At 46.2% G+C, this 23,298-nt stretch carries 23 protein-coding genes; 13 read left to right on the top strand and 10 right to left on the bottom strand.

What is annotated here, in order from left to right:
- Window position 1: 1 nt before the first annotated feature.
- A complete protein-coding gene (locus tag ACO6VG_RS24845; RefSeq protein WP_422134775.1) occupies window positions 2–1,099 on the bottom strand; it encodes an AI-2E family transporter in 1,098 nt (365 codons plus the stop codon).
- Between the two features lie 367 nt (window positions 1,100–1,466).
- Between ACO6VG_RS24845 and ACO6VG_RS24840 the strand changes: the two genes are divergently transcribed.
- Together ACO6VG_RS24840 and ACO6VG_RS24835 are read left to right on the top strand one after the other, a co-directional pair.
- On the top strand, window positions 1,467–1,859 hold the full coding sequence (locus ACO6VG_RS24840; protein ID WP_422134774.1) for a hypothetical protein: 393 nt from the start codon (window positions 1,467–1,469) through the stop codon (window positions 1,857–1,859).
- Window positions 1,860–1,920: 61 nt separating this feature from the next.
- Window positions 1,921–2,100 (top strand): hypothetical protein, encoded by a 180-nt coding sequence (locus ACO6VG_RS24835; protein ID WP_422134773.1) that lies wholly within the window; start codon window positions 1,921–1,923, stop codon window positions 2,098–2,100.
- 172 nt (window positions 2,101–2,272) lie between these two features.
- Here the strand turns inward: ACO6VG_RS24835 and ACO6VG_RS24830 are convergent, their stop codons facing one another.
- Window positions 2,273–3,769 (bottom strand): carboxypeptidase M32, encoded by a 1,497-nt coding sequence (locus ACO6VG_RS24830; RefSeq protein ID WP_422134772.1) that lies wholly within the window; start codon window positions 3,767–3,769, stop codon window positions 2,273–2,275.
- A 169-nt stretch (window positions 3,770–3,938) separates the two neighbouring features.
- On the opposite strand from ACO6VG_RS24830, the gene ACO6VG_RS24825 reads away from it, so the two are divergent.
- Window positions 3,939–4,913 carry a tetratricopeptide repeat protein gene (locus ACO6VG_RS24825; RefSeq protein ID WP_422134771.1) on the top strand — a complete coding sequence of 325 codons (975 nt, stop codon included), beginning with the start codon at window positions 3,939–3,941 and terminating at the stop codon, window positions 4,911–4,913.
- Between the two features lie 116 nt (window positions 4,914–5,029).
- On the opposite strand, the gene ACO6VG_RS24820 is transcribed toward ACO6VG_RS24825, so the two are convergent.
- The 5 genes from ACO6VG_RS24820 to ACO6VG_RS24800 form a co-directional block, all read right to left on the bottom strand.
- Window positions 5,030–6,418, bottom strand: a complete 1,389-nt coding sequence (locus ACO6VG_RS24820) for a hypothetical protein (RefSeq protein WP_422134770.1) — start codon at window positions 6,416–6,418, stop codon at window positions 5,030–5,032.
- A gap of 454 nt (window positions 6,419–6,872) precedes the next feature.
- Window positions 6,873–7,634, bottom strand: coding sequence for a sulfite exporter TauE/SafE family protein (locus tag ACO6VG_RS24815; RefSeq protein WP_422134769.1), 762 nt, complete (start codon window positions 7,632–7,634; stop codon window positions 6,873–6,875).
- 8 nt (window positions 7,635–7,642) lie between these two features.
- Window positions 7,643–8,149: an 8-oxo-dGTP diphosphatase gene (locus tag ACO6VG_RS24810; protein WP_422134768.1), complete on the bottom strand. Its 507-nt coding sequence runs from the start codon at window positions 8,147–8,149 to the stop codon at window positions 7,643–7,645.
- An 81-nt stretch (window positions 8,150–8,230) separates the two neighbouring features.
- Window positions 8,231–8,896, bottom strand: coding sequence for a metallophosphoesterase (locus ACO6VG_RS24805; protein ID WP_422134767.1), 666 nt, complete (start codon window positions 8,894–8,896; stop codon window positions 8,231–8,233).
- 54 nt (window positions 8,897–8,950) lie between these two features.
- Entirely contained in the window at window positions 8,951–10,312 is a 1,362-nt protein-coding gene (locus ACO6VG_RS24800; RefSeq protein ID WP_422134766.1) for a hypothetical protein, read from the bottom strand.
- 125 nt (window positions 10,313–10,437) lie between these two features.
- On the opposite strand from ACO6VG_RS24800, the gene ACO6VG_RS24795 reads away from it, so the two are divergent.
- The 9 genes from ACO6VG_RS24795 to ACO6VG_RS24755 all read left to right on the top strand — a co-directional run bounded on the left by ACO6VG_RS24795 (window position 10,438) and on the right by ACO6VG_RS24755 (window position 18,562).
- On the top strand, window positions 10,438–10,905 hold the full coding sequence (locus ACO6VG_RS24795) for a YybH family protein (protein WP_422134765.1): 468 nt from the start codon (window positions 10,438–10,440) through the stop codon (window positions 10,903–10,905).
- Window positions 10,906–11,038: 133 nt separating this feature from the next.
- Entirely contained in the window at window positions 11,039–11,392 is a 354-nt protein-coding gene (locus ACO6VG_RS24790) for a hypothetical protein (protein ID WP_422476129.1), read from the top strand.
- Window positions 11,393–11,516: 124 nt separating this feature from the next.
- Window positions 11,517–12,575: a phospholipase A gene (locus ACO6VG_RS24785; protein ID WP_422134763.1), complete on the top strand. Its 1,059-nt coding sequence runs from the start codon at window positions 11,517–11,519 to the stop codon at window positions 12,573–12,575.
- A gap of 347 nt (window positions 12,576–12,922) precedes the next feature.
- Window positions 12,923–13,807, top strand: a complete 885-nt coding sequence (locus tag ACO6VG_RS24780) for a hypothetical protein (RefSeq protein WP_422476127.1) — start codon at window positions 12,923–12,925, stop codon at window positions 13,805–13,807.
- The gene (locus tag ACO6VG_RS24775) at window positions 13,804–14,076 is read left to right on the top strand and encodes a phospholipase A (RefSeq protein ID WP_422476125.1); all 273 of its coding nucleotides are present in this window, start codon (window positions 13,804–13,806) and stop codon (window positions 14,074–14,076) included. Before ACO6VG_RS24780 ends, ACO6VG_RS24775 begins: the two co-directional genes overlap by 4 nt.
- A gap of 522 nt (window positions 14,077–14,598) precedes the next feature.
- Window positions 14,599–15,522 (top strand): hypothetical protein, encoded by a 924-nt coding sequence (locus tag ACO6VG_RS24770; RefSeq protein WP_422138642.1) that lies wholly within the window; start codon window positions 14,599–14,601, stop codon window positions 15,520–15,522.
- Between the two features lie 319 nt (window positions 15,523–15,841).
- Window positions 15,842–16,762 carry a hypothetical protein gene (locus tag ACO6VG_RS24765; protein WP_422476123.1) on the top strand — a complete coding sequence of 307 codons (921 nt, stop codon included), beginning with the start codon at window positions 15,842–15,844 and terminating at the stop codon, window positions 16,760–16,762.
- Between the two features lie 90 nt (window positions 16,763–16,852).
- Window positions 16,853–17,020 carry a phospholipase A gene (locus tag ACO6VG_RS24760; protein WP_422137131.1) on the top strand — a complete coding sequence of 56 codons (168 nt, stop codon included), beginning with the start codon at window positions 16,853–16,855 and terminating at the stop codon, window positions 17,018–17,020.
- A 555-nt stretch (window positions 17,021–17,575) separates the two neighbouring features.
- Window positions 17,576–18,562, top strand: coding sequence for a hypothetical protein (locus ACO6VG_RS24755; RefSeq protein WP_422476121.1), 987 nt, complete (start codon window positions 17,576–17,578; stop codon window positions 18,560–18,562).
- Window positions 18,563–18,611: 49 nt separating this feature from the next.
- Here the strand turns inward: ACO6VG_RS24755 and ACO6VG_RS24750 are convergent, their stop codons facing one another.
- The 3 genes from ACO6VG_RS24750 to ACO6VG_RS24740 all read right to left on the bottom strand — a co-directional run bounded on the left by ACO6VG_RS24750 (window position 18,612) and on the right by ACO6VG_RS24740 (window position 21,679).
- Window positions 18,612–19,784, bottom strand: coding sequence for an alpha-hydroxy acid oxidase (locus ACO6VG_RS24750; RefSeq protein ID WP_422134758.1), 1,173 nt, complete (start codon window positions 19,782–19,784; stop codon window positions 18,612–18,614).
- A gap of 188 nt (window positions 19,785–19,972) precedes the next feature.
- Window positions 19,973–20,503 carry a general stress protein gene (locus ACO6VG_RS24745; RefSeq protein WP_422476119.1) on the bottom strand — a complete coding sequence of 177 codons (531 nt, stop codon included), beginning with the start codon at window positions 20,501–20,503 and terminating at the stop codon, window positions 19,973–19,975.
- Window positions 20,504–20,830: 327 nt separating this feature from the next.
- Entirely contained in the window at window positions 20,831–21,679 is an 849-nt protein-coding gene (locus ACO6VG_RS24740; RefSeq protein ID WP_422412129.1) for a hypothetical protein, read from the bottom strand.
- A 275-nt stretch (window positions 21,680–21,954) separates the two neighbouring features.
- On the opposite strand from ACO6VG_RS24740, the gene ACO6VG_RS24735 reads away from it, so the two are divergent.
- Window positions 21,955–23,211, top strand: coding sequence for a WD40 repeat domain-containing protein (locus ACO6VG_RS24735; RefSeq protein WP_422412127.1), 1,257 nt, complete (start codon window positions 21,955–21,957; stop codon window positions 23,209–23,211).
- The last annotated feature ends 87 nt before the right edge of the window (window positions 23,212–23,298 follow it).

Here is a 23,298-nt window from a genome sequence, read left to right as displayed (position 1 = left end):
ATTACTTTGACAGTTCAGCTTCTACTTCCTCTTTTGTCCGACCAGATCCGAGAAGCGCAGCAAACCTTCGGCTACCGGGTGAGGACTCCAGCAGTACTTTTATGCTGATGGTCAATGGAACTGAGAGCAGCATGCCAATGGGACCCAGTAACCAGCCCCAGATCAGTAACGATAAAAAAACGACCATGGATGAAAGGCCAAGCCCTTTACCCAAAACTCTGGGCTCAAGCATGTTACCAATCAGCATGTTGATCGCGAAATAGCCTGTTGAAACAAATATCGCTTCAGAAAAACCCAGTTGCAGCAAAGTGATCAGAATACCGGGTATCGCCGCCAGTATGGAACCAATGTTTGGAATAAAGTTCAGGGCAAAAGCCAGAATGCCACCGAGCAGGTAAAAGTTAACCCCTTGTGACCATAGCATCAGAGCGACCAGCAATCCGGTGAGCAGACTGATTGCCGTCTTCAGGGCAACATAATGATTGACCGAGGCAACAAATCTTTCGAGATCTTTCAGTTGCTGGTCCGGATTGGGCATGGCGCGGACCAGCTTATTTTTTAGCAGCGGAGCCTCGGCCAGCATGAATATAACCGTCAGAAAGATCAGAAAAGCATAACTGGTGGCACTGCCCATATGACTTAGCATGGACGTTAAAAAGCCAAACAGGGACGAGGTATCCAGTGGTTCAGTGATGGATTTCAGATCCAGATTAATGTTGCGCTGTGCCAGTTTTTCACTGACCTGGTGGATCATCTCGATCGTTTGCTGCTTATACCCTGGCAGTGCTTTGGCGAACTCCTGCAAGGCGCTGCCAATGGAAGCCACAATCATCATCATAGTAATGATAAGCACCGAGACCACTAACAAAATACCCAGCACCCTGGGAATGTGCAGTCGGCTCAAGGCATTAATGGCAGGGTTAAGAAGGATCGCCAGGAAGTAGGAAAACAGCAGGAGAGAGAGTATTTCACTGCCCAGACGGATACCGGCTAGAATAATCACCAGTGAAGCAGCTGTCACTAAATAGCGGCTAATGTTCTGTATTTCGGCTGATTGCATACTTGATTCTTGCTCCTTTTGCCTATGTTCAGGATTCAAGATCTGACTCCTCTGCTTGCAAAAATTGATTGTCATCATCGTTGCCAGCCATGGAGAGTCGAAGGCGAATGCTACGCCGATCCACCTTGGCTAACTTAGTGAGTAAGCCGCCATCTTTATACTAAAATGCTTTCAGAACAGGCTCGCCTGGATGTATCGCAGATGAAGCCGCATCAAGCTTAATCCCGACAAAGGGAGCGTCGCAATGACTGTATACAGGATTTTGAGGAAACCATCAAAAATTAAGTTGTGCCTGATCTCATTGCACAGCATGCCATGGGCAATTGGGCTTGCCTTGGTATTTGTCGTGCAAATTGAAAAGTCGATCATGCACTAAAATCCTAAAGCCAGATATTTGAGGCTAAAGATGATTAAAAATATCTCATGTTTATTTTTAATATCAATAATGGCATTTGCATCTAGCATTGCCTTATCCGGTAATTGCACAATAGTGACAAAAACATATGTAGAAAGCCTTAAGAATGGTAACGAATGCAATGGCATACTGCCATTATTCAGCAACAAGGATGACTTGGTGTATTCACCTAAATATGGAGAAATTACAGCTAAACACTTATTTTGCCATAAGGATAAAGATGTGAAATATGATGTTGTCAATCAACAGCTTTTGACTGACTGCGTGTTAAATTTAACTCTGAATATTGAGGGCATTAATAGCTCATATGTTGATGTTTTTGTGCTTGATGAAAATGGTAAGATCAAATCCTTATCCATTTTTCCTGACCCATCAACATTGTGACTGATATTCACTCCCACCCTCTACGAGGGTGTTGCAAAGCTCTCTCCGGCGTGGGAACGCGTTGACTCCCGTCATTGTCGGCTTCATTCTCGTCATTCCCGCGAAGGCGGGAATCCACACTGACTCTCCACCAGAACCATACTGCCCGGTGTCCCCCTGGCCTTGTCATCCCCGAGAAGGCAGAGATCCACCGTTGGCGCTGGATTCCCGCCTTCGCGGGAATGACGACTTCAGAGCGTGAGAACGAGCTGTTGAAGTTTTGCGACATCCTCTCTACTTGGGTGGGCCTCAGGTCTTGATCCTGCTCCTTTTAGATATGCTGGAGATTCAAGACCCGATCCCGCTGCTGCTCAGGGTAAACCTGAACCCGGTCTCGGAATGAGTGGGTCCGGAAATTTAAGGGGAGCGAGTCATCAGGTGTTCAGGTAACGACTCAAAACGTGCTGTTTGAAGTGATCTGCATTCAGTGGCTCGCCAGTAGCCTTAGTATAAAGTTCATGGGTTTCCAGCTTGCTGCCCTGCTGCCAGATGTTTTCTGTCAGCCAGTTAAATACCGGCTCCAGATCACCATTAGCGATGCGACTTTCTACATCGGGTAATTGTCGTTTAACAGCAGCAAACTGCTGGGCTGCATACATGGCACCCAGAGTATAACTCGGGAAGTAACCGAAAGCGCCCATCGGCCAGTGAATGTCTTGCATGCAGCCGGTGCTGTGATTTTTGCCGGTGGATAGGCCCAGGTAAGCCTGCATTTTCTCATTCCAGATCTGGGGCAGGTCATCCACCTGCAGGTCTCCTTCGATCAATGCCTTCTCGATTTCATAACGCAGGATCACATGCATTGGATAGCTGATTTCATCGGCATCAACACGAATAAAGCCGGGCTTTACCCGGTTGTAGATCATCTCAAGATTGGTCTGGCTGAAACGTTCATCTTCCTGACCTCTTGCCAGATGTTTCACGATCAGAGGCCTTATCAGATGCAGGAACTGGGGGCTGCGGCCCAGTTGCATTTCAAAAAACAGACTCTGGCCTTCGTGGACCCCCATGGAACGATAAGAGCCCAGCGGCAGCGCCCTCAGATCTGCCGGAAGATTCTGGTTATAGCGGGCATGACCTGTCTCGTGGATGGTTCCCATCAGGGATTCAACGAAGTCTCGTTCGTTATAACGGGTTGTGAGGCGAACATCTTCCGGAACCCCTCCACAGAATGGGTGAACACTGACGTCCAGTCGGCCATGGTCGAAGTCAAAACCCAGCAGTTTCATTACATCCAGCCCGAGGGCTTTCTGGCTTTCAGCAGGGTAGTGGCCCTGACTGGCGATCAGAGAGTCATTTTTCTGTTTTTCGACAACGGTTTGCAGGGTTTCTGGCAGCCAGCTCTTGAGGTTGCTAAAAAGGGCATCCAGCTCTCTGGAGGTCATACCGGGTTCATAAAGCTCGAGCATGGCATCGTAGCTTTTGGCACCGGAAGCAGCGGAGCGGATACTGGCCTCTTCACGGGCCAGTTTGACGACTTCTTTCAGGTTTTCGGAGAAGCCTTTCCAGTCGTTTTCCGGGCGCTGGGTTCGCCAGGCATGTTCGCACTTCGAGCTGGCCAGAGACTGAGCTTTAACCAGATCTGCTGGTATGACCGAAGCCTTTCTCCAGCTGCGTTCCATTTCCCGGATAGAACTTTGTATTAACGCATCGTCAGCTTTCTCTCTGGCTTCCTGAAGCCAATGGCCAACCTGTTCTTCAGTCAGCAGTTCGTGCATCAGGCTGGAGAGTTCTGCAAGGGCTCCAGCGCGGGCCTGATTGCCCCCGGAAGGCATCATGGCTGCCTGATCCCAGCTGGCCATGGCAGACAGATGTTGAAAACGGTAAAGCTTGTTGAAACGTTCTACCAAATGGTTGTAAGCCTGGTTCATAGTTCTGGTTCCATTGTTTTGGTTATTGTAACGGTTGAATTCTGTCGAGTAGTCATCCCGGCTTTTGGCCGTTGACAGAGCGAAGCTTCATCCAGTGCAGAATGGTTATCCTATACTAGACTCCTTTTTCTGTCGGCTATTAATTACGGGTAAGATGGAGTCTGAATTTATGCCAAAGCCGTTTTTCCTGACTGTTTCAAAACCTTATTTTCACAAATATAAAGCAAAATGCTTTGTACTTTTGTGCGCTATTCTCTTTGCGACACCCTCAGTCAGCGGGCAGGCGTCTGATGAAGACCCTGCTGTTTGTCAAAAATTTCAACCACCTGAGAGCAAGTCAGGACAATTGGTCGACTGGCTGTTGCGCAATGGCTACGAAATGAAGGAGCAAGGCTGCTGGCAGACCTATATCCAATTGGGCCCCCAGGGAATGCAGGAAGCGGCCATGCACTCGCGTTTTCAGGACCGGGTTCGAATTGCTCTGGCGGTGGCTTCCATTTACTTCTATCAGGGCGATTATGACCAGTCTCGCAAAGTGGCTGAGGAAGCCAGCAACTATGCTCAGGAGCACGAAGAGTGGGATGGATACATTGCCAGCCTGGCTCATTTGTCCGGGGTGGCCAGGGCCCAGGGTCGAGACGAGGCGGCGCTTGGCTATACCAAAAAAGGCATGGGAGTGATAGAGAAACACCCGCCCGTTGACCCGTACCTTAAGGCTAAGACGCTGTATAATCTGGGTGCGTTTCTCAGTGATTCGAATAAACCTGATCTGGGTCGTGCCAGGATAGCATTGGTGAGATCTCTTGCCCTCTATCATCATCTGAAAAATCATTACGAAATCGTCCGTACACACTTGAGGTTGGCAAGAATTGATTACCTTGAAGGTCACTACGACAGTGCTCTGATTGTTATTGAATCTGTAAAAAAACTTGAAGCCCTTGCTGGGGCTGAGAGTCCACGTACCCGGATGCTAACTCACTACATGGCGGCAAAAGTTCATCATCGTCTGGAAAATTGGGACACGGCGAGAGCGGAAGTCCTGAAATCACTGGCTCTGTCTGATCGCATGAATGCCAGGGAGGATGGGAAAAGAGCAAGAGCTTTGCTGGCTGCGATTGATAATAAGACTTTCGTTAACGATTAGTGCAGCTAAGCGTTAATATCCGTACCATTTCAACTTGCTCCCATGCTGCTGCATTGGAGTGTGACCAGCTCCCCGTATGCATTCCCTCGCAGAGCATGGGAACGAGAAGATCGTGTTTAGTCATCACTGTGGCGGTTTTTCAGTTTATTATACAGAGTTTCAGAATAGGCATTTGACACCAGCTTGATATATTCATTGACGGCAATTTTTCTGAGTTCATTCGTGAACAACAAAGAACCAATAGCGGCATCCGAGATCAAAGAAGTTGTAATCTGTCTTCCTTCTTTTTTGAACTTCTCCAGTTTTTCTCTTGAGTCCCAGATGGATTTATTGACTTTCTCCCTCACGGCACCCCGACAGTTTGCTACAAACTTGCGTTCTTGCTCGGGAGTAAGAGCAGGTAAAGATACATTGCTGTACTGAATCTTTTCTGCCACCAGCTCGAGTAATTCAGAAAAGTTTTTACCACCTGGAAAAAATTGCTGCATTCCTGCCTGAGACAGGTTGAGTACAGGTGAACTCCCCATTAGCTTTACCATTTTGATCCCGTCTTCACCCTTGAATGACTCGGGTTTTCCTTTAATCCCCAACGCAAGCTCCCGGGCTGCTCTGAAAATAAGACCGGCATTGTCAGAATCACCTCCCATACTTTCAATCCAGTCTTTTACGGCTTTTTTAAAGAAGCTATGGGATATCTTCTGGCGCAAAGCAGTATGATCCTGACCGAACTGAACATCAAAGTCAGTCTGATAAGCAGTGTTAGAAACGTTCAACCTGTTTCTTCCTATTAGATAGGAACGCAGATCATTTACCAACATAATCGAATTCGATGCTTTATCGAATTGAAACACCAATGCATCACTCGTATAATCAACAGCATCATTATCAGGCTCTTGTGCAGAATCTTTCTGTGGAGGCAGCTTCAACGCATTTAATAGCAACAGAGCCTCTTTTTCGGTTATTTTGTGCGTTGCGGGGTCATACCCCTGAGAAAAAAAAGCATCAAATACCTTATTGACGTCAGCGTCAGGAAAAGCATTCTGAAGTGCAGCTTTGAAACTATCATTGATCTCAACACGCGTTGGCTCTTTATGCTTTGGCCTGAACAGTCGGCCAATCCATGACGTTTTCGGAACAATCTCACCCGATTTGGAATTATAACTAACACATTCTGTGAGATACGCTGCTTGATGCTTATCCGTCTCAGAAGAAAAAGCAGACAAAATAGCCCGGGAAAAGTGAACCGGGGCACGCTTACTTAAAACAGGTGAAGGGGGCGTGGCTACCACATCCCTTGCCAAAATACTTTTCCCCTCCAAGGTAGAACCAGGGGCTTCAGGCGATGGAGTATATCGCCGGGAATTGTCCACCGAACTGACCCGATATCCAAATATTAGTGCTTTAGCAGCCCTGCTAACCGCAGCAATACGACTCTCGCCTTGATCCAGAGTCATTCTGTAAGTATGCTTGCACCCCTCCATACGACCCATTGGCTTTTGATCCATTGGTTTATCATCTTTGTATTCACCTTATAATGCTGTATCGGCTGAAAACTCAGGTGGATTAAGTGAGTGAGACTTTCGTTAACGATTAGTGCAGCCAAGCGTTAATCTCCGTACCATTTCAACTCGCTCCCACGCTGCTGCATCGGAGTGTGACCAGCTCCCCGTATGCATTCCAACGCAAAGCGTGGGAACGAGGAGAAACGAGTAACTGCTTGAATGGTTAGAAGGTTCTGAGAGCAACAATTCTTTTTTGGACACTTGATAAACCTTGAATGTTATTCAACTGAAAAGCTTCAATGCTGTCCTGGTGTTATTCCTGAACTTTGGTCAGCTGGATACCGGCATTAATATTCCAATATCTGATTTAAATTACCTCGGCAGTAAACCAATAAACTGACCAAGCAATGGGCTCGTTTATTCTAGTCGACAAACTTTTGGTTTCTGCAATTTTTTATTAGAACAAGCCGGTTAGAAGCTTCAGCCCTGTTAGAAAAAGGCAGATGTATAAAACCTTGTAAAAAAAATCAGTAGAGATGGTTTTAACCATCTTCATTCCAAGCCAGACACCCAGAGGGCAAACAGGTAGCAACAAAGAAGACAGTAGCAGGTTATCTGGGGTGAACTCGCCAAGGGCAGCATAGGCAGGACATTTGACCAGGTTGAGAGAACCAAAAAAGATCGCCATGGTGCCTGCCAGAAATTCCTTTTTAAGCTTCAACGGCAGCATGTAAACACTCAGGGGAGGTCCCCCGGAGTGAATGCCGAAACTGGTGAAACCACTGACGGTTGACCAGAAGATACCGGACAGTGTTCCCGGCTTGCGGGGTGAGTGAAAGTAGTGACCGAACCATTGCTTCAGGCAAAACAAAATGGCAATGATACCGATCATGCCTTTGACAGCCTGTTCACTGAGGGATGCAAACACCATCAGGCCCAGCAACAGGCCGAACAGGCCAGGAAAAATAATGATCCTGAACACAGTCCAGTCCACGTGCTTCCGCCATCCCCAGACGGCGAATCCGTCCATAGCTAACAGCAGGGGCAGGAGGATTGCGGCAGCCTGAACGGGAGGCATGGATAACGACATAAGTGGCACGGCAATCATGCCCAGAGCATTGCCCATGCCTCCCTTGCCCAGCCCCGTAATAACGACCGCCGGGATAGCCGTTATAAAGAAGGGCAGCTCTGGTATGGACGACAGCGGTGCTGAAAACATGGGAAAAGTCAGGTGAGAAGTTCGATTTCGTAATCCAGCATTTTATCCTTGTTGAACAGGTAGCGACCGATAAAACTCTTTTTCTTAAGCAACAGCGGTAACCAGTAGCGGTCATCCTCCCACATTTCATCATAAGGAATATCTTTGATATGAAACCACAGGGGAATCGCCTCGTCGGTTTCTTCGGGAATACCATCGTAGTCAGAAGCGGAAAAGGCGTAGACATGAATGGAGTAGCCATCGACAAACTGGAACAGGCATTCGCCATGGAAGGTCATATTCAGCGGGGTGATTTTCAGTTCTTCCTGAACTTCACGCACTGCGCACTCCAGTGTGGTTTCACCCTCTTCAAGCCTGCCGCCGGGCCCATTGATTTTACCGGCTCCCAGTCCGCGCTTTTTACGAATTAAAAGAATATGGTCACTTTTAACGATAAACGTCAGGGTAGCAGGATCCTGCGCTTTCCAGCTTTCCCAGTCGATGTCGGACAGTGTTCTGGCGATTATGGGCTGCATGTCAGGCTTTTGCTTTGTCGATACTTCAAATTCCCAAGTATAAAGCAGTGCTGAAAAAGATGGCGGGTTAATTTTTTCTCTCTATTTAAGTTGTGACAGTGGCAGCAGTGTCAGAGTGTTGGACCTGAAAGCCCCGGTGTCAATAAAGTGGGTATTACCGAGGGTTGTAGGATCTTCGACAATGGTGTGGCCACAGATGATATGATCAACACCTTCAACCCAGTCTGTGTTTCCGGTTTGTACTTTTGTTCTCGACCACATCAATTGCCGGGTCAGTTCCGGATCGGTCTCTATGTTACGGGGATTCCATTGCTTCAATGGGTATTCTGCGTGACAGATCGCCAGTTTGTTGCCATTAGAATGTTCAACGAGTATCAGGTAGGGCAAAGTATCAACCCAGTTGGCATACTCTCGCATTTTTTTTGCAGAAACTTTAAGATGCCAGCGACCGCCATTGAGAACCCAGTCTGCCAGAATAGCTGATGACTCAGGGTTTCGGGCAATGGTCCTCAGGGTATCTTCGTGATTGCCGCAGACAGGGTGAAACCAGGGTTCATGGATCAGGGAGAGGCAACCGGGCGAATCAGGACCCCGGTCAATCAGGTCTCCAACACTGAAACAACGATCTACCTTAAAATCAAAATCCACACGCTCCAGAGTTTCGAAGAGCAAGTCGTACATGCCGTGTAGGTCGCCGATTGCGAAATCTCTTCCTGATAAGTTGGGTCCAAAGGTTTGAAGAAACATGATAGCTCCTTTGCAGTCCATTGCTTCTGGAGTTAGAAGTAGACACGGGTCGTGTTAAGTTCCTTTGAGTGTTGCCAGACCCGATTTTGGATCAATCTGTATCCCGATGGGTGCTGACCTGAGTATAACCTTCACCTGTTTGTCATTGGCCAAAACCCTGAATGACAGTGGTGTACTCTTGGGCAGTTCGCCGTTTTTTCTTGCCTCGGCAGCGGTATCCAGGGCATTAAGGTAAAAAGGCAACACCTTCTCTACTGTTTCGGCCAGATTGCTGAGAATCATAGCGTTAGCCATTAGCGCAGGTACATAAGTCGGTGTAGCGTAATCGGTGGTCTTAAGCTGAGACTGGATATGATCGACCCAGAGTTTCTTTTTTTCTTCGGGCAACTTGTTGAAAGCTTTCAGCAACTGCTTACCTTCTTCCGGAGTAAAGAGTCTCATCATTGCAGCCAGAGCACCAAGAGCCTCGATTTCCTGAGTCGATAGCCCGCTATTGTTTGACAGGTTCAACCACCAGGCTCGCGCTGTCAGGTAGGAAGGAATGGGATTAAAACCGGGATCTTTCTGCAGCTTGTCCAGTTCTTCTTTGATCTGGTTCATTGCCCGGTAAGTGTTCTCTGTCAGGTAAAGAGAGCCTTTGGCACTGATGTGACCTCTGAAGCCGGCAATATTATCTACCCAGTAGGCATACCAGAGGTTCAGGTCCCCGGGCTTCAGTGTGCCACTGCGAAAGCCCTCTTTCAGAGTGCTGTACATATTCAATGAACCTTCGTCGTACATCATATGGCGCAGATGACTTTCCGGCAGGAACACAATGGTGAATTTACGGCCATCGGAGTGGTATTTACTGGCAACTTCTTTAGCCAGCGGGTAGATACTGGTGGCTTTTTTCGCCGTGACCGAAAGGAAACGGGTACTGTCTTCGGGGAGTTTGGTACCAAGGACTGCAGAGGCCCGCTCCCTCGCGGTCGGTGACAGGGTAACGGCGCTGATGATCGCTGCCGCAGCCAGTGTTTCGTAGGACTCCTCGTCCAGTCCACGAATGAGCGCTGATAGCTGGTTGAAGTGTTCAAGACTCAAGACCGGCTTATCCAGATCTTTCTGAGGCAGGATAAATGCATCGTAGTCCTTTTGTGTACCGGATCTCAGCAACTGCAGTGAATAAAGGCGCGACAGGGCACGAGGGACTTCCGAATGTATATTGGAGGGTAGCTGGTCCGCCGACATTTCAGGGGTGACATTGGGATTGTCCATGACCCAGCTTAGCTGCTCTATCTGGCTGCTGGTAATATTCAGATCCTTACCATAGGTGACGCTGATGTATTCTCTGATCAGGTTGACGGCTTCACTGGCCTGAGCCTGCCAGCCAGGCAGAATCAGCATTAAAATAAAAAGAGGCTTTAATAATGTTTTCATAACTGAAAGGGTAGTGGGTGAGATGCCTAAGCATAGCAACAGGCTTGGAGTTTGCTTCAGGGTTTTTGAATCCGCTTATGAAAATTCCGTCAAGAAACCTGCGTTGACTCTACCTGCAGTTTTATATGAATATTTCAGGAACAGGGCACTATTCAGGAGGGGACAGCATGGCGGACTCCAGAGAGACCATCCGATCATTGTTTGATCTGCAGGCTGAAAACTATATTCAGCAGGACAGTGTTGGCATGCTGGATCATTATGCACCAGAAGAAGAGCTGCTGTTCTGGAGCTCAGAGGGAGCCCAGATTAACGGTCATGATGCCTTGAAGTTTTGGTATGAAACCCTCTTCAACCAGTTCGAAATCCTGTCTGTTAAATACCGAATTGAGTCTGCCTGGGAGGGACCAGACCAGATTTCCTGCAGCAGTACCTGGCAGTTGGAAACCCGGCTCAGGGATGTTGAGTGGGCGGTGGTAGAACTACAGTTTCTGCGGGCGACACACGTTTTGAGACAGTACCAGGGAGCATGGAAAATAGCACATATCCACTCTTCTCCCATTGGCCAGGCCTCAGCCGATTTTCCCGCCAGCTGATGGTTCTCCAATAGCAGGTGGTTTTTCTTGTACCAGCCCCGGGGGGGACAATGGTCTAACCTGGAGTCACTGCTCTTTTTAACCTTCCTGTCTGGGACAGTGGGCTTTTCCCTGACCAACATTAGAGTGACTTATGCGGCGTTGCATTACTGCACCCAGTGAACAGTACAAACTGGCTCTGGCTGTCTCCATGGTTGCTATGCTGGAGCTTTATGGTTTCCTGATCTATGCCCTGATGGCCAGTTATATCGCCGGGCATTTTTTTCCTGCCTCGGATCAGCTGACGTCCCTGCTGGGAAGTTTTGCTGCCCTTGCTGCAAGGTATTTAACCAGACCGTTGGAAGGGCTGTTTTTCGGGCACCTGGGACCTGCATACTATCTTGTGGTCATCGGCATTATCAGTCTGATGGCGGTTCTGGCTCCCTGGCCTGACTACGATATGAAAAAAAATGAATGTCTTGACACAACACTAGCGGAAAAGGGTTGAGATTGCAGAGTCAGGGATTTATGTTCGCTCATGCAGTAAAGTTTCAGATTGCCCTGTGATGAGCCCAGTCGCGCACCGACATCTCGGCTCATTGTACTCATTAGGAAGAAAAAGAGTTTCAACCATGGATAACAATGCGACGCCTGTCTCATTCAAACAAGGACCTTTGTGGGTTGCAGTTACAGTCCTGAGTCTGTTGCCCGCTTTGGCTTTTTCATCAAGCTTCTATGAACAATGCCTCCTGAAACAGGCTATGGAAGCCGATGACCAGATCACAATGGCGGAGATCAGGGCCGTTTGCAGCAAACCCTCCGAAGAAGATGCTCTGTCAGTCGTTGCAGGTGATTCCGATATGGCCCGGGAGGGAGAGAAAAGCGCTTTTGATGAGCGAGTCAGAGGGGAACGTCAGGCATTTGATAATCGTTTCGTGATTACTCCCCATCGGCCCAATTATGTGCTTCCGGTTTCCTGGAACAGCAATGTTAACAAGGCACCTTACAATGAAGTAGGTGAGGAATTGTCGTCAACTGAAATCAAGTTTCAGCTGAGTCTGAAAGCGCCTGTCTGGGAAGGTCTGTGGAATGGTTACGGTAATGTTTATGTCGCCTATACCAACACTTCCTGGTGGCAGGCCTACAACAGCAACTCGGCACCATTTCGGGAAACGAATCATGAACCGGAGGTCTTTGCAATATTCCCGGTCGATTATTCGGTATTGGGTATGGACTTGAGGGCTGTAGTGGTCGGTCTGTCTCACCAGTCTAATGGCCGGTCGGGCAATCTATCCCGAAGCTGGAATCGGGCCTACCTGAATTTCCTGCTGGAAAAGGGTGATTTTTACATGAGCTTCAAGCCCTGGTATCGAATTCCGGAACCTGAAAAAGATCCCAATAACCCGAATGATACCGAGGGGGATGATAACCCGGATATTGAAAAGTTCATGGGGCATGGTGAGCTTCATTTTGGCTATAAACTGGACGAACATCAGATTTCCATGATGCTCAGAAACAACCTTCGTTTTTCTGATAACAAAGGCGCGGTGCAACTGGGTTGGTCCTTCCCTCTTAATGACCGTTTCCGGGGTTATTTCCAATACTTTAATGGCTATGGTGAGAGCCTGATTGATTACAATGCCAGTGTAAACCGGATCAGTATGGGTGTGATGTTGACCGACTGGTTGTGACAGTGCTTCTTACAACAACTCGACTATACTGAAGCGTCAATCATCAATAGCATGGGACGCTTTCAGTATCAGTGGGGTTCATCTCTTGATAGTATCGCCATTCCTCGTGTATCTCTGTGTGGGCGCAAAACCATCCGTCGGCAAAGAAATAATAATAAGAAAGTTCAGTGAACTTAATTTCGGTTTTTGGGTCAAAGCATCACTGAAAACGCTGTATCACAAAACAATGAAATATGATTGTTCCTGATTAGAGTGACTAACGGCGCTGTTATCGGTCGGGCTTTTGAGCTATGACCTGATGAAACGTCAGCTCTGAGCAGGCAGACAAAAAAAGGAGACTGGGCAAGATGGCAAATATTATCATAGCTGTAGCAGTGACATATCTTTATCATTGCTTTTCAGGATATGTTTCAGACAATCAGACGAAAACGAATGAAACAGTTTTGGAAGTGCATCAGCCTGTAAATAATGGGGCAGGTGTAGAAACACTGTACCGAAATTCTGACTTGGAAAAAACGATCATAAAAGAGCTGATGGATTTAGAGGGTGAAACTTTGCCTGAAGACTATGAATCCAGATTGTTCAGTTTAAGTAGGGGAAATATAAAAACGAATGCACTTAATGATGGTGAACTGGATAAGGTAAATCAGATCTTTGACGCCATTAAAGGCCATATGATTGAGTTGTTCAAAGGCCGTGGTACTTTTGATCTGGAACGGGTACAAGCTGCTGATATTGAGGCTGTTTATATTTATTCTTTTAGTCACAAAGCTGCTACTCCGGAATGTCTTACATTGAACGATATTTGTCAACCCGCTAATACCCAACTCATAACTCAAAGCAATAATCAAGACTCAATATTGGATAATTATAAAAAAATGTTCTCAGCAGAATGGATTCTTGATAATTCCAAAGGGGGAGAAAAATATCGGGAATTAAGTCCCGGAGACTTCCTTCTTGATGTAGACTTTGCCCAAAAAAAAATATTATATGAAAATAATTCTTCTTTTCTAACGGCATCCAGAGTCATTGCAAAAAATGAAGTATTCCCCACTACGGGTTTCAGAGCACTATTTGTAATGACAGATCCTGATAAAAAAGACCTTTTTATTCAAACGACTGGAAGAAGCTACACTCACAAAATTGATGCCGAACAGCTATCAAATATGCTTAAAACCATTCCAGGAAGACAAATATCAATGCTCACAGGGTTGGCCAAAAAGCTTAATTGAAAAATAACCCTGATATTGAAAAGTTCATGGGACAGGGTGAACTTTATTTTGGCTATAAGCTGGATGAGTACCAGAATTCCATGATGCTCAGAAACAACCTTTGTTTCTCTGATAACCAAGGAGCGGTGCAACGGGTCTGCTCCTTCCCTCCTAATGACTATTTCAGGGATTTTTGCCATTACCTTTATGACCATGAAGAGAACCTGATTGATTACAACGCCAGTGTAAACCGGATCAGTATGGGGGTGATGTTGACCGACAGACTATAAAGTGCGTTTCACGAGGACTCGACTATACTGGAGCGTCAATCACCAATAGCATGGGACGCTTCAGTAAGTGGGGGTCACCTCTTGATAGTATTGCCATTCTTTCTATGTCCCCGTGTGGGAGCAGAACCATCGATTTATAAAGAAATAATAACCAGAGAGTTCAGTGAACCTGGTTCTGGTTTCAGGGGCAGAAGTATCACTGAAAAAAGTATCAATGAAAACGGTTCATCTCAAACCATTGGAAGTAGGGTATTCCTGATTAGCGTCATTAGGGACACTAAGTACCTAACCAGTTGGCTTCGCATATTCTGGACGGCGGCTTTTTCCATCCTTCTGCGTTCCAACTCTGGTTGCGTAGCTATGGCTACGCACCAGTCGTTGCGCCTTGAAGGATGAAAAAATCCACTCGCCAGAATATGCGAAACCAACTGGCCAGGTACTTATGATCGTTAAGGCTCCTGAAGCTATGACTTAATGAAACGCAACCTTCAAGCAGGCAGTCAATAGAGGAGACTGGAAGACATGGCGGTAAATATTCTTATAGCAGCAGCAATAGCATATCTTTATTGTAATTCAGGAAATGCACCCGACAAACGCACCAAAAAGACTGAAACAGGCTTGGAAGTGCATCGGCCTGTAGATAGAGGGACAGGCGTAGAAACACTCTATCGAGCCTCCGGAATAGAAAAAAAGATCATCAAAGAGCTGATGGATTTGGATGGAATGACTTTTCCTGAGGACTATGAGTCCAGATTATTCACTTTAAGTAGAGGGAGTATAGACACTAATGCCCTTTCTGAAGATGAGCAGGATAAGGTGAATCAAATTTTTAACGCAATAAAAAGTCACATGATTGAGTTCTTTAAAGGCAAGGATACTTTTAATCTGGAAGAAGCTCGAGATGATGGCATTGAGGCTGTCTATATTTACTCTTTTAGTCACAAAGCCGCTACTCTGGAATGCCTTACATCAAACGATCTTTGTCAACCTGCAAATACCCAACACATAACGTTTAAAGGTAAGCCCACAGCTCAAAGCAATAACGAAGATTCGATTTTTGATAATTATAAGAATATGTTTTTATCCGAATGGATTCTTGAACAATCTAAAGCGAGTCTGAAAGGCTATCGGGAAACAGATCCCGGCTATTATCTTTCTGGGGCGGATTTTACCCAAAAAAAATCATTGCATGAAGCATGTCTTGGTTTTATAGAGGCGTCCAGAGTCGTTGAAAAAAATAAGGCATTCCCCACTGCGGGTTTCAGGGCCGTGTTTATAATGACTGATCCAGCTAAAAAAGATCTTTATATTCAAACTGCTGGAAGAAGCTACACTCACAAATTTGGTGCTGAAAGGTTATCAAATATGCTTAAAACCATTCCAGGAAAACAAATATCCATGCTCACAGGGCTGGCCAAAAAGCTTCATACAAAAAAACAACCCTGATATTGAAAGCTTTATGGGACATGGTGAGCTCCATTCAGGCTATTGCCATTCCAGACGCACACTGCGCTAAAGCAAATCAAATAACTGCAAAGAAATAATAATTAGGGTGCTCAGGGGAATTTAATTGAGGTTCTGATGTCTAAAGTACTATGGGAGGCTTCAGATTATCTCAAACCGGAGGAAGAAGGTCGTTTTTAAACGGAGCTGACTGCAGAATTGAGACTCTTTCAGAATTTATCCCTGGATAGTTAAATATCTGATGCCATGACTTTCTGAAATGCGAACGCTCAGAATAGATGTATAAAATGGAGGTGGAGGCATGAAACCAATTCTCGCAGGATTAGCAGTTTACTTTGCTCTACATTATTTTTCAGAGGATATTCCAGATATTCAGACTGAAACAGAAGAGCAAGTTTATCAACCTGTAAATAATGGTACAGGCATACAGTCACTATATCGAAATTCCAACTTGGAAAAAACAATCATCAAAGGACTGAAAAATTTAGGCGGGAGAACTTTGCCTGAAGACTATGAGACCAGATTGTTCACTTTAAGTAAGGGCGATCTGGATACTGCCAGTCTCTCTGATGCTGAGTTAGGTAAATTAAATGAAGTTTTTAGCACAATCAAGAACCATGTCATTGGGCTGTACCGACGCAGCGATGAAATTGATCTGGAACTAATAAAATCTGCTGATATTGAGGCTGTCTATATTTACTCTATTAGCCACACTGCTACCACTCTGGAATGTCTCACATGGAACGATATTTGCCAGCCTGATAGTGCCAAATACACAGAGCATAGATTAAAAGATATAACACAATTGGGTAATAAAAACTCAGTTCTGGATGATTATACAAACATGTTTGCATTCGATTTTATTATGAAAAAAACCATAGACGAAGGTTTTTTATACAACTACTATAGTACGTCTTACATGAACCTCATTGATGAAGTAAACTTTACCAAAAAACAGTTAATACAAGAACGAATTTCTGATCTTATATCGCTCGCCAGTATCACCGATGAAGATAAAGGATTGCCCGCTTTGGGATATAGGGCTTTATTTGTAATGACTGATCCTGACAAAAAGAACCTTTATATTCTAAGTACTGGCAGAAGGTACACCGGCGGTCACAATGCCGAACAGTTATCAGAGTTACTCAAAACCATTCCGGGAAAACAAATATCAAAGCTTACAGGAATCGGAAAAAGGCTTAATAAAAAAAAACAACCTTGATATTGAAAAGTTTATAGGACATGGTGAGCTTCATTCTGGCTATAAACTCTATGAACACAAAATTTTTCACGATGCTTAGCAGTAACCTTCATTTTTCTGATAACAAAGGCCCAGTTACCACTGGGCTGGTCCTTCCCTCTTAATGACCGTTTCCGCGTCTATGTCCAATACTCTAATGGCTATGATGAAAGCCTGATTGATTACAATTTCAGTCTGAACCGAAACAGCATGGGTGTGATGCTGACCGATTGGCCATAATATTGCCTTTTACAAAGAGTCGGCTACACTCCAAAGCGTCAATTGCCAATAGCGTGTGACGCTTCAATATTATCGGGGTTTATCTTTTGTCAGTATCACCACACTTCATAATTACTCAGCCATACGGAATCGAATATTTCTGGCTTATTGGGCAGGTGCTCTGCAAGGCGCAACGACGGGAACATAGCAAGCTATGTGACCAGAGTTGCAACGCATCACGACTGCATGGATGCAGGAGCTAGAGCAACGCAGGAGCAGTTGCCGCGAGTCCCTGAACAATAAGTCAGAAAATATGATTTTGTATGGTTGAGTACTTATATTCCTGTGCGGAATCAAAGCCATTTACCCAAAAAGCAATAATAACCAGAGAGTTCAGTGAGCTTAATTTCAGTTTTGGGATCAAAAATTTCGGTGAAAGTTTTTATCTCAAACCAGTGGGAAGAAGGTCTTTCCCAGTGGGAGTTAGTAACCGGATTCTAATCGGTCAGGCTCCCAGAGCTATCAATTAATGAAATACTCGCTTTAAGTAGGCGTTCAAAAAAGAAGGTTAAGCAGATGTTATTAAAAACGGTTGCATTAGCAGGACTGGCATATCTTTTTGGTTTTTTTTCAGAAGATGTTCCAGATACCCGGACTGAAACGACTGAAACAGGGTTGGAAGTGCAACAATCTGTTGAAAGAGGATTGGAAGCGCCTCAATCTTTTGAAACAGGTTTGGAATTGCCTCAACCAGTCAATAGAGGAACAGGCATAGAAACGCAGCTTCGAACTTCCGGCTTGGAAAAGACGATAATCAACGAGCTGATGGAGTTAGATGGGAAAACTCTGCCCGAAGACTATGAATCCAGATTATTCTCATTAAGCAGGGGGAGTATAAACATGGATGCTCTTTCTGATGATGAACTGGAGAAGTTCAATCAAATCTTTGGCGCAATAAAAGACCATATGATTGAATTGTTCAGCGATGAGTATACTGTTCGTCAGGAACTAATAAAAGCTGCTGATATTGAGTCTGTCTATGTTTATTCTTTCAGCCACAAAGCTGCAACTCTGGAATGCCTTACGTCGAACGATATTTGCCAACCTCCTAATGCTCAACACTTAATACTTAATGCCGAAAGTACAACTCAAAGCAATGATGAAGGCTCAATGTTTGATGATTACAAAAAAATGCTTTCATTCGAATGGATTCTTAAACATTCCAAAGTGGGCTTGGCAGGCTATCAGGATTCAAATTACGCGTTAACCCTTCATGGGGTAGACTTTGCCGAAAGAAAAATGTTAGAGGAAACAGCTTCTGATTTTGTAAGTCTGTCCAGAGTCATTAAAAAAAATGAAGCATTTCCCACTATGGGCTTCAGGGCTGTATTTATAATGACGGGTACCAGTAAAGAGAATGTTTATACTGTGTCTACGGGAAGAAGCTACACTCACAAATTTGATGCCGAACAGTTATCCATTATGCTTAGAACCATTCCGGGAAAAAAAATATCAATGCGCACAGGGTTGGCCAAAATGCTTAATAAAGAAAAGCAATATTGATATTCTAACTCTATAAAAGATCGTTAAATCGTTAAGACACTCACTCAAGTCACCGGGAATGATAGGCGAATTCTGGTCGGAACCGGAGATTACTTCGGTTCAACTCTGAAATGCTTTTACAACCCATCAGTTTCATATCCCGCTCCATTTCGCTGCACAGATTACCCAGAGCCTTTTCAACGCCAGCTCTTCCCGCTGCTGCCAAAGCATAAAGATACAGGCGGCCACCTGAGCAGGCTCTGGCGCCCATTGACAGAGCTTTAAGAACGTGTGTACCCCTCTGTATTCCGCCGTCGCATATCACATCAATTCGATCTCCAACGGCATCTACGATTTCTGCCAGCTGGTCAAAGGGAGAGCGTGAGCCATCCAGCTGTCGGCCACCATGGTTGGAAATCATAATGGCAGCAGCGCCGATATCTACGGCTCTGCGTGCATCTTCGACCGACATGATGCCTTTCAATACCAATGGCTTTTCCCAGTAGCGGACAATCTCTTCAGCTGCCTGCCAGTCCATACTTTGATCCAGCATGGTATTGATGTAGCTACCGATCGAAAGGGTAATGCTGGTGCCTTCGCCAACATAGTCCTGAAGCTGAGGCAGCTCAAAGCCACCATGGGACAAGTAATTCAGACCCCAGGCCGGATGACAGGTAAAACTCAGCAGACTCTTCAATGTCAGTTTGGGGGGGATGGTAAAACCGGTGACAAGATCCCTTTCCCTGTTGCCTCCCACAGCTGTATCCACCGTTAATGCCATGGCATCGAAGTTGGCTGCCTTGCATCGGTCTATCATGTTGCGGGTCAGCCCCTTATCCTTATGTACGTAAAGCTGGAACAGCTTCGGGGTTTTAATGGTTGAGGCAATCTCTTCGATGCTGGTGGTGCCCAGAGAAGAAAGGCCAAAAAGCGTGCCAAACTGTTCTGCTGCTTTTCCTACAGCCATCTCACCTTCATGATGAAAGAGGCACTGCAGTGCGGTGGGCGATAAGAAGAGAGGGATGTCCAGATCCAGCCCCATAACCCGGGTAGAGAGATCAACATGCTCTGCACCTCTCAAAACATTGGGTACCAGGTCACAGTTGGAATAGGCCTCGGTATTTCTTCGCCGTGTGGTCTCATCATCCGCAGCGCCGTCAATGTAATGAAAAATGGGGGAGGGCAACCGTCTTCGGGCGAGTTCCCGGAAGTCTCTGGTGTTGTGGCAGTGTTTCAGGCGCATGGTTTTCCACTGGCCTGTCGTCGGTGACAGTCTGTAGTTGGATCATGAAAAATATTTGGCGCTTTAGGTATAGCACCGATTTGGAGCAGATCAACAACAAACCGAAAAAATGCGTGCCGGTTTTGCATAGCTGCTGGTCAGTTCTTCTTATGATGTCAAGCAAGCTATTTCAGAGGGAGAAACTGGTATTATCCGACGTCGGCTTCATTATGGGTTTCGACACCGTCATGGTCAGTCTTTTCCAACAGTAACGCGGCAGCTGTTGCAACCTCTTCCTCTGTGCCGTTATACAGCAGCAGAAAGTTGCCGGCAGACAGAGATTTCTCGTAGCGGACAATGCTGTTTTTAGGAATCCCCATACTGGCCAGACCAGCCCCGAGAGCTGACAGCCCGCCAGCAATAACCGCACCTTCAAGCCCGCCGGCAATAGCTGATACCAGCGGTCCTGCGATCACCATGGGACCAATGCCAGGAATCACAAAAAACGCAGCACCAAACAAAATACCCCACAGACCACCCCAGAAGGCACCGATCTTGCCCCAGGCTTTCATCCGGTCCCCGGTGTTGTAGTAACCTACTACGTGCTCTTCGGTATGGTAGTCATTACCAACTACTGAAATTTTCTTCATCTCAAAGCCAGCTTTTTGCAAGCTTTTAACCGCATCATCGGCCGCATTATGGGTTTTGTAGGTAGCAACGCAGGTGTTTGGCGTCTTCATTGGAGTACTCCAGGTAGAAGTTAGCGCTCTAGGAGCCTGACCGAGAATAGACTGCCCTACTGCGGCGGCAGCAAATTGGTCTGTAAATCCGCTTTTGTTCGTCAAATAGCTCGCTATTCTCCTCACAAAACCGAATTTTCATCCTCAATTTTCTGCCGTCCTCGCTACGGGCGCTATTCTCGGTCAGGCTCCTAGGAAAAATAGTTGATTCTCGGTATCCGTCAAATAGTGGTCAAATGTCCAATAGCAGTCGAATTCAGGCTTCCAGTATCGTTTATTTGCAAAAAAAAGCCAGGAGCAAGTCCTGGCAAAAAGGAGTGTTCTCAATTATTTCGCGGTGGTGGTTCTAACCCTGGTTTTCTGTCCGTTCTGGCCTTCCAGCGGGCGGTTCTTTTCAAAGTCCTGTCTCAGATACAGTTTTGGAAAAGCGTGGTTGGCAAACTCTTGTTGAGTAAAGTCACGAATGGCTTTTTTCTCACCCTTTGTCCGGGTGTGTTTGGGTTGTGCCAGCCGTTTGATTGTTTCAGGGTTAACCTTGCCGCTTTTATCCCGGGCTACAGGGGCTTTCAGGTTATCCTCATATTTTTTTCTGGCTTCGACCAGTGCGTTTTGTCTGGCCAGAAAATCTGCAGAGAGGGCTTTCTGTTGTGCCTTGGGCTTGCGTTCATTTTTGTCACCGAAAACCACCGTGCGGATGTTCTTTTGATAACGGTCAGCGACCTCTGCTCCCGGAGTATCGAGAGGGATGGTGTGAGGCTTGGCAAGAGCCGTCATGAAGGCATGGTCTGGATTTTTCTTTAACTGGCCCACTGGACGAGGAATTCGAGATGGCGCTTTCGTGGATCGCTCTTTTAAGGGCTGTTCTTTGCTGGACGGCTCTTTGATATAGGAAGTGGTGTCAGCAACGGATACCTGCCTGTCGCCAATATCCGTTTCATCCAAATCCCACTCAAAGAACATGCCGTTCTCATAGAGGTCAAGCATATTGGTTATGGAGTCTTTCGCCATGGACCCGACTGCACTGGCTCCGGAATAAAATATGGATACTGCCCTCGAAGCACCATCACACAGCCAGTTTTTGGCTTGCTTTTTGCCCTCTGAAAATGCATTGAGAGCAAATTGCAGTGTACTGCCTGTTTCAGTGTCCGGTGATTTGGTGATCATACATGAGTACATAGGCAACTCCTTTCTATCCTTGAATGCTGTTATTGATATTCAGCTTACCCTTTTTTCAAAAGCTGCTTAATGACCTTCTGGTCAGCAGAACTAACGATCTTTCTCCAGTATGTGCAGCCAAAGCAAGTATGGGCTTCTGATTGAGTACGAATGTCTGCATTAATTCAACGCTCAATCTTTTTATGATCAAGAAGCTCAAGTTCGGATACTCTTTTTCCAACACCGGGTGAACAACAAGCTAGGATGTTAATGCTCAGATACAAGGTGGAAGGTGGATGAACATTGTGAAGAACCTGGCTGTTGCAAGCCTGATTATCTTACCGGCAGTAAGCTGTCTACAGGCACAGGCTCAAACGTCAGGCTCAATTCAGCCAACAGAAATACCACCTCAATTATTCTATGAATTTGAAGTAGATCCGAACCAGCTACCGGAAATACCCACTGCTCCTGCGCCAACACATTGTCCCCCTCACAGGGCATTGAGTATTTCATGGAATAAAAACAGTACGCTCATAGCTGTGGGAATAGGTTCTGGGGATAACGATGGCGATACGAGAAAGTGTCGGCTTTCAGGAGCCCTGCAAATCTTTAATGTGAGTGCCTCAGGATACCCGAGACTCGTGCGTACCCATCACGCAACAAACTGGATAGAAAGCGTTACTTTCAGCCCCGACGGCACTCAGCTGATAGCCGGGGGGAAGGATGGCAAGGTCAAGATTTATGGAGGGATAAGCCCGTTCAGCTACCAGGACACCCTGTCCGAAGCGCTAAGAGATTTACGAACCGTTGCCATTAACCCGAACGGCACCCTGCTGGCAGCCGGGGGATATAACACAAAGATCATGCTTTATCTTAAGAACGAAACCAATCAGTTCACCTACGTGAAAACCCTGTCCCAAGCATCACGGCTTAGTAGTGTAGTAGATCTTGACTTCAACCCCATCAACAGCCAGCTGGCAGCAGCTCAACGTCACCGAATTGTAAGAACTTATCGCGGGACCAGTCCGTACAATCTTCTGAAAACCCTGTTTGATTCGTGCTGCCAGATGTTGGCTGTTGCCTACAATCCCAACGGCACCCTGCTGACATCCGGGGATATGGTAGGACAGGTCAGGTTTTATAACGGGATGAACCCGAACAACACCCTGCACACTCTATCCGTATCAGGCCAGGTATCGAGCCTTGCCTATAACCCAAGTGGTACCCGGCTGGTAGTTGGGCAGGGCAATGGCAAGGTCAGTGTTTTTGAGGGAATCATTCCGTTCTCCCATCTGCACACCCTGCCCTCCGGCAGGTCACCGACGGTTGTTTACAGCCGCGATGGCAAATGGCTGGTCACCGGGGGGGATGATGGAAAGATCATGATTTATCGGGTCGATGGTTTAAGAGCACCGACAACAGAAGCTGTTACGAAAACCCGGATAAAAGTCAGCATAGAAAACGGCACAGAAGTACATAGCTCTTCGACATTCACAGCCCTTTCGCTAGTCACATTATTAACAACGGTTCTTCAGGGGATGATATTGCAATGATGTTTTTGGACAACTTCTCTCCGACTCCGGAGAAGTCTTGTCTCTCTATTTTCGCTGTTTTCTCTCATGACCATACCGGTCTCGGAC

Origin of the sequence: Endozoicomonas sp. ALB032, assembly GCF_049310125.1 — a bacterium.
In the GTDB taxonomy this organism is placed as follows: Bacteria; Pseudomonadota; Gammaproteobacteria; order Pseudomonadales; family Endozoicomonadaceae; genus Endozoicomonas_A.
Note: the sequence above shows the minus strand (reverse complement) of the source record. Positions and strands in the feature narration are given on the sequence as shown.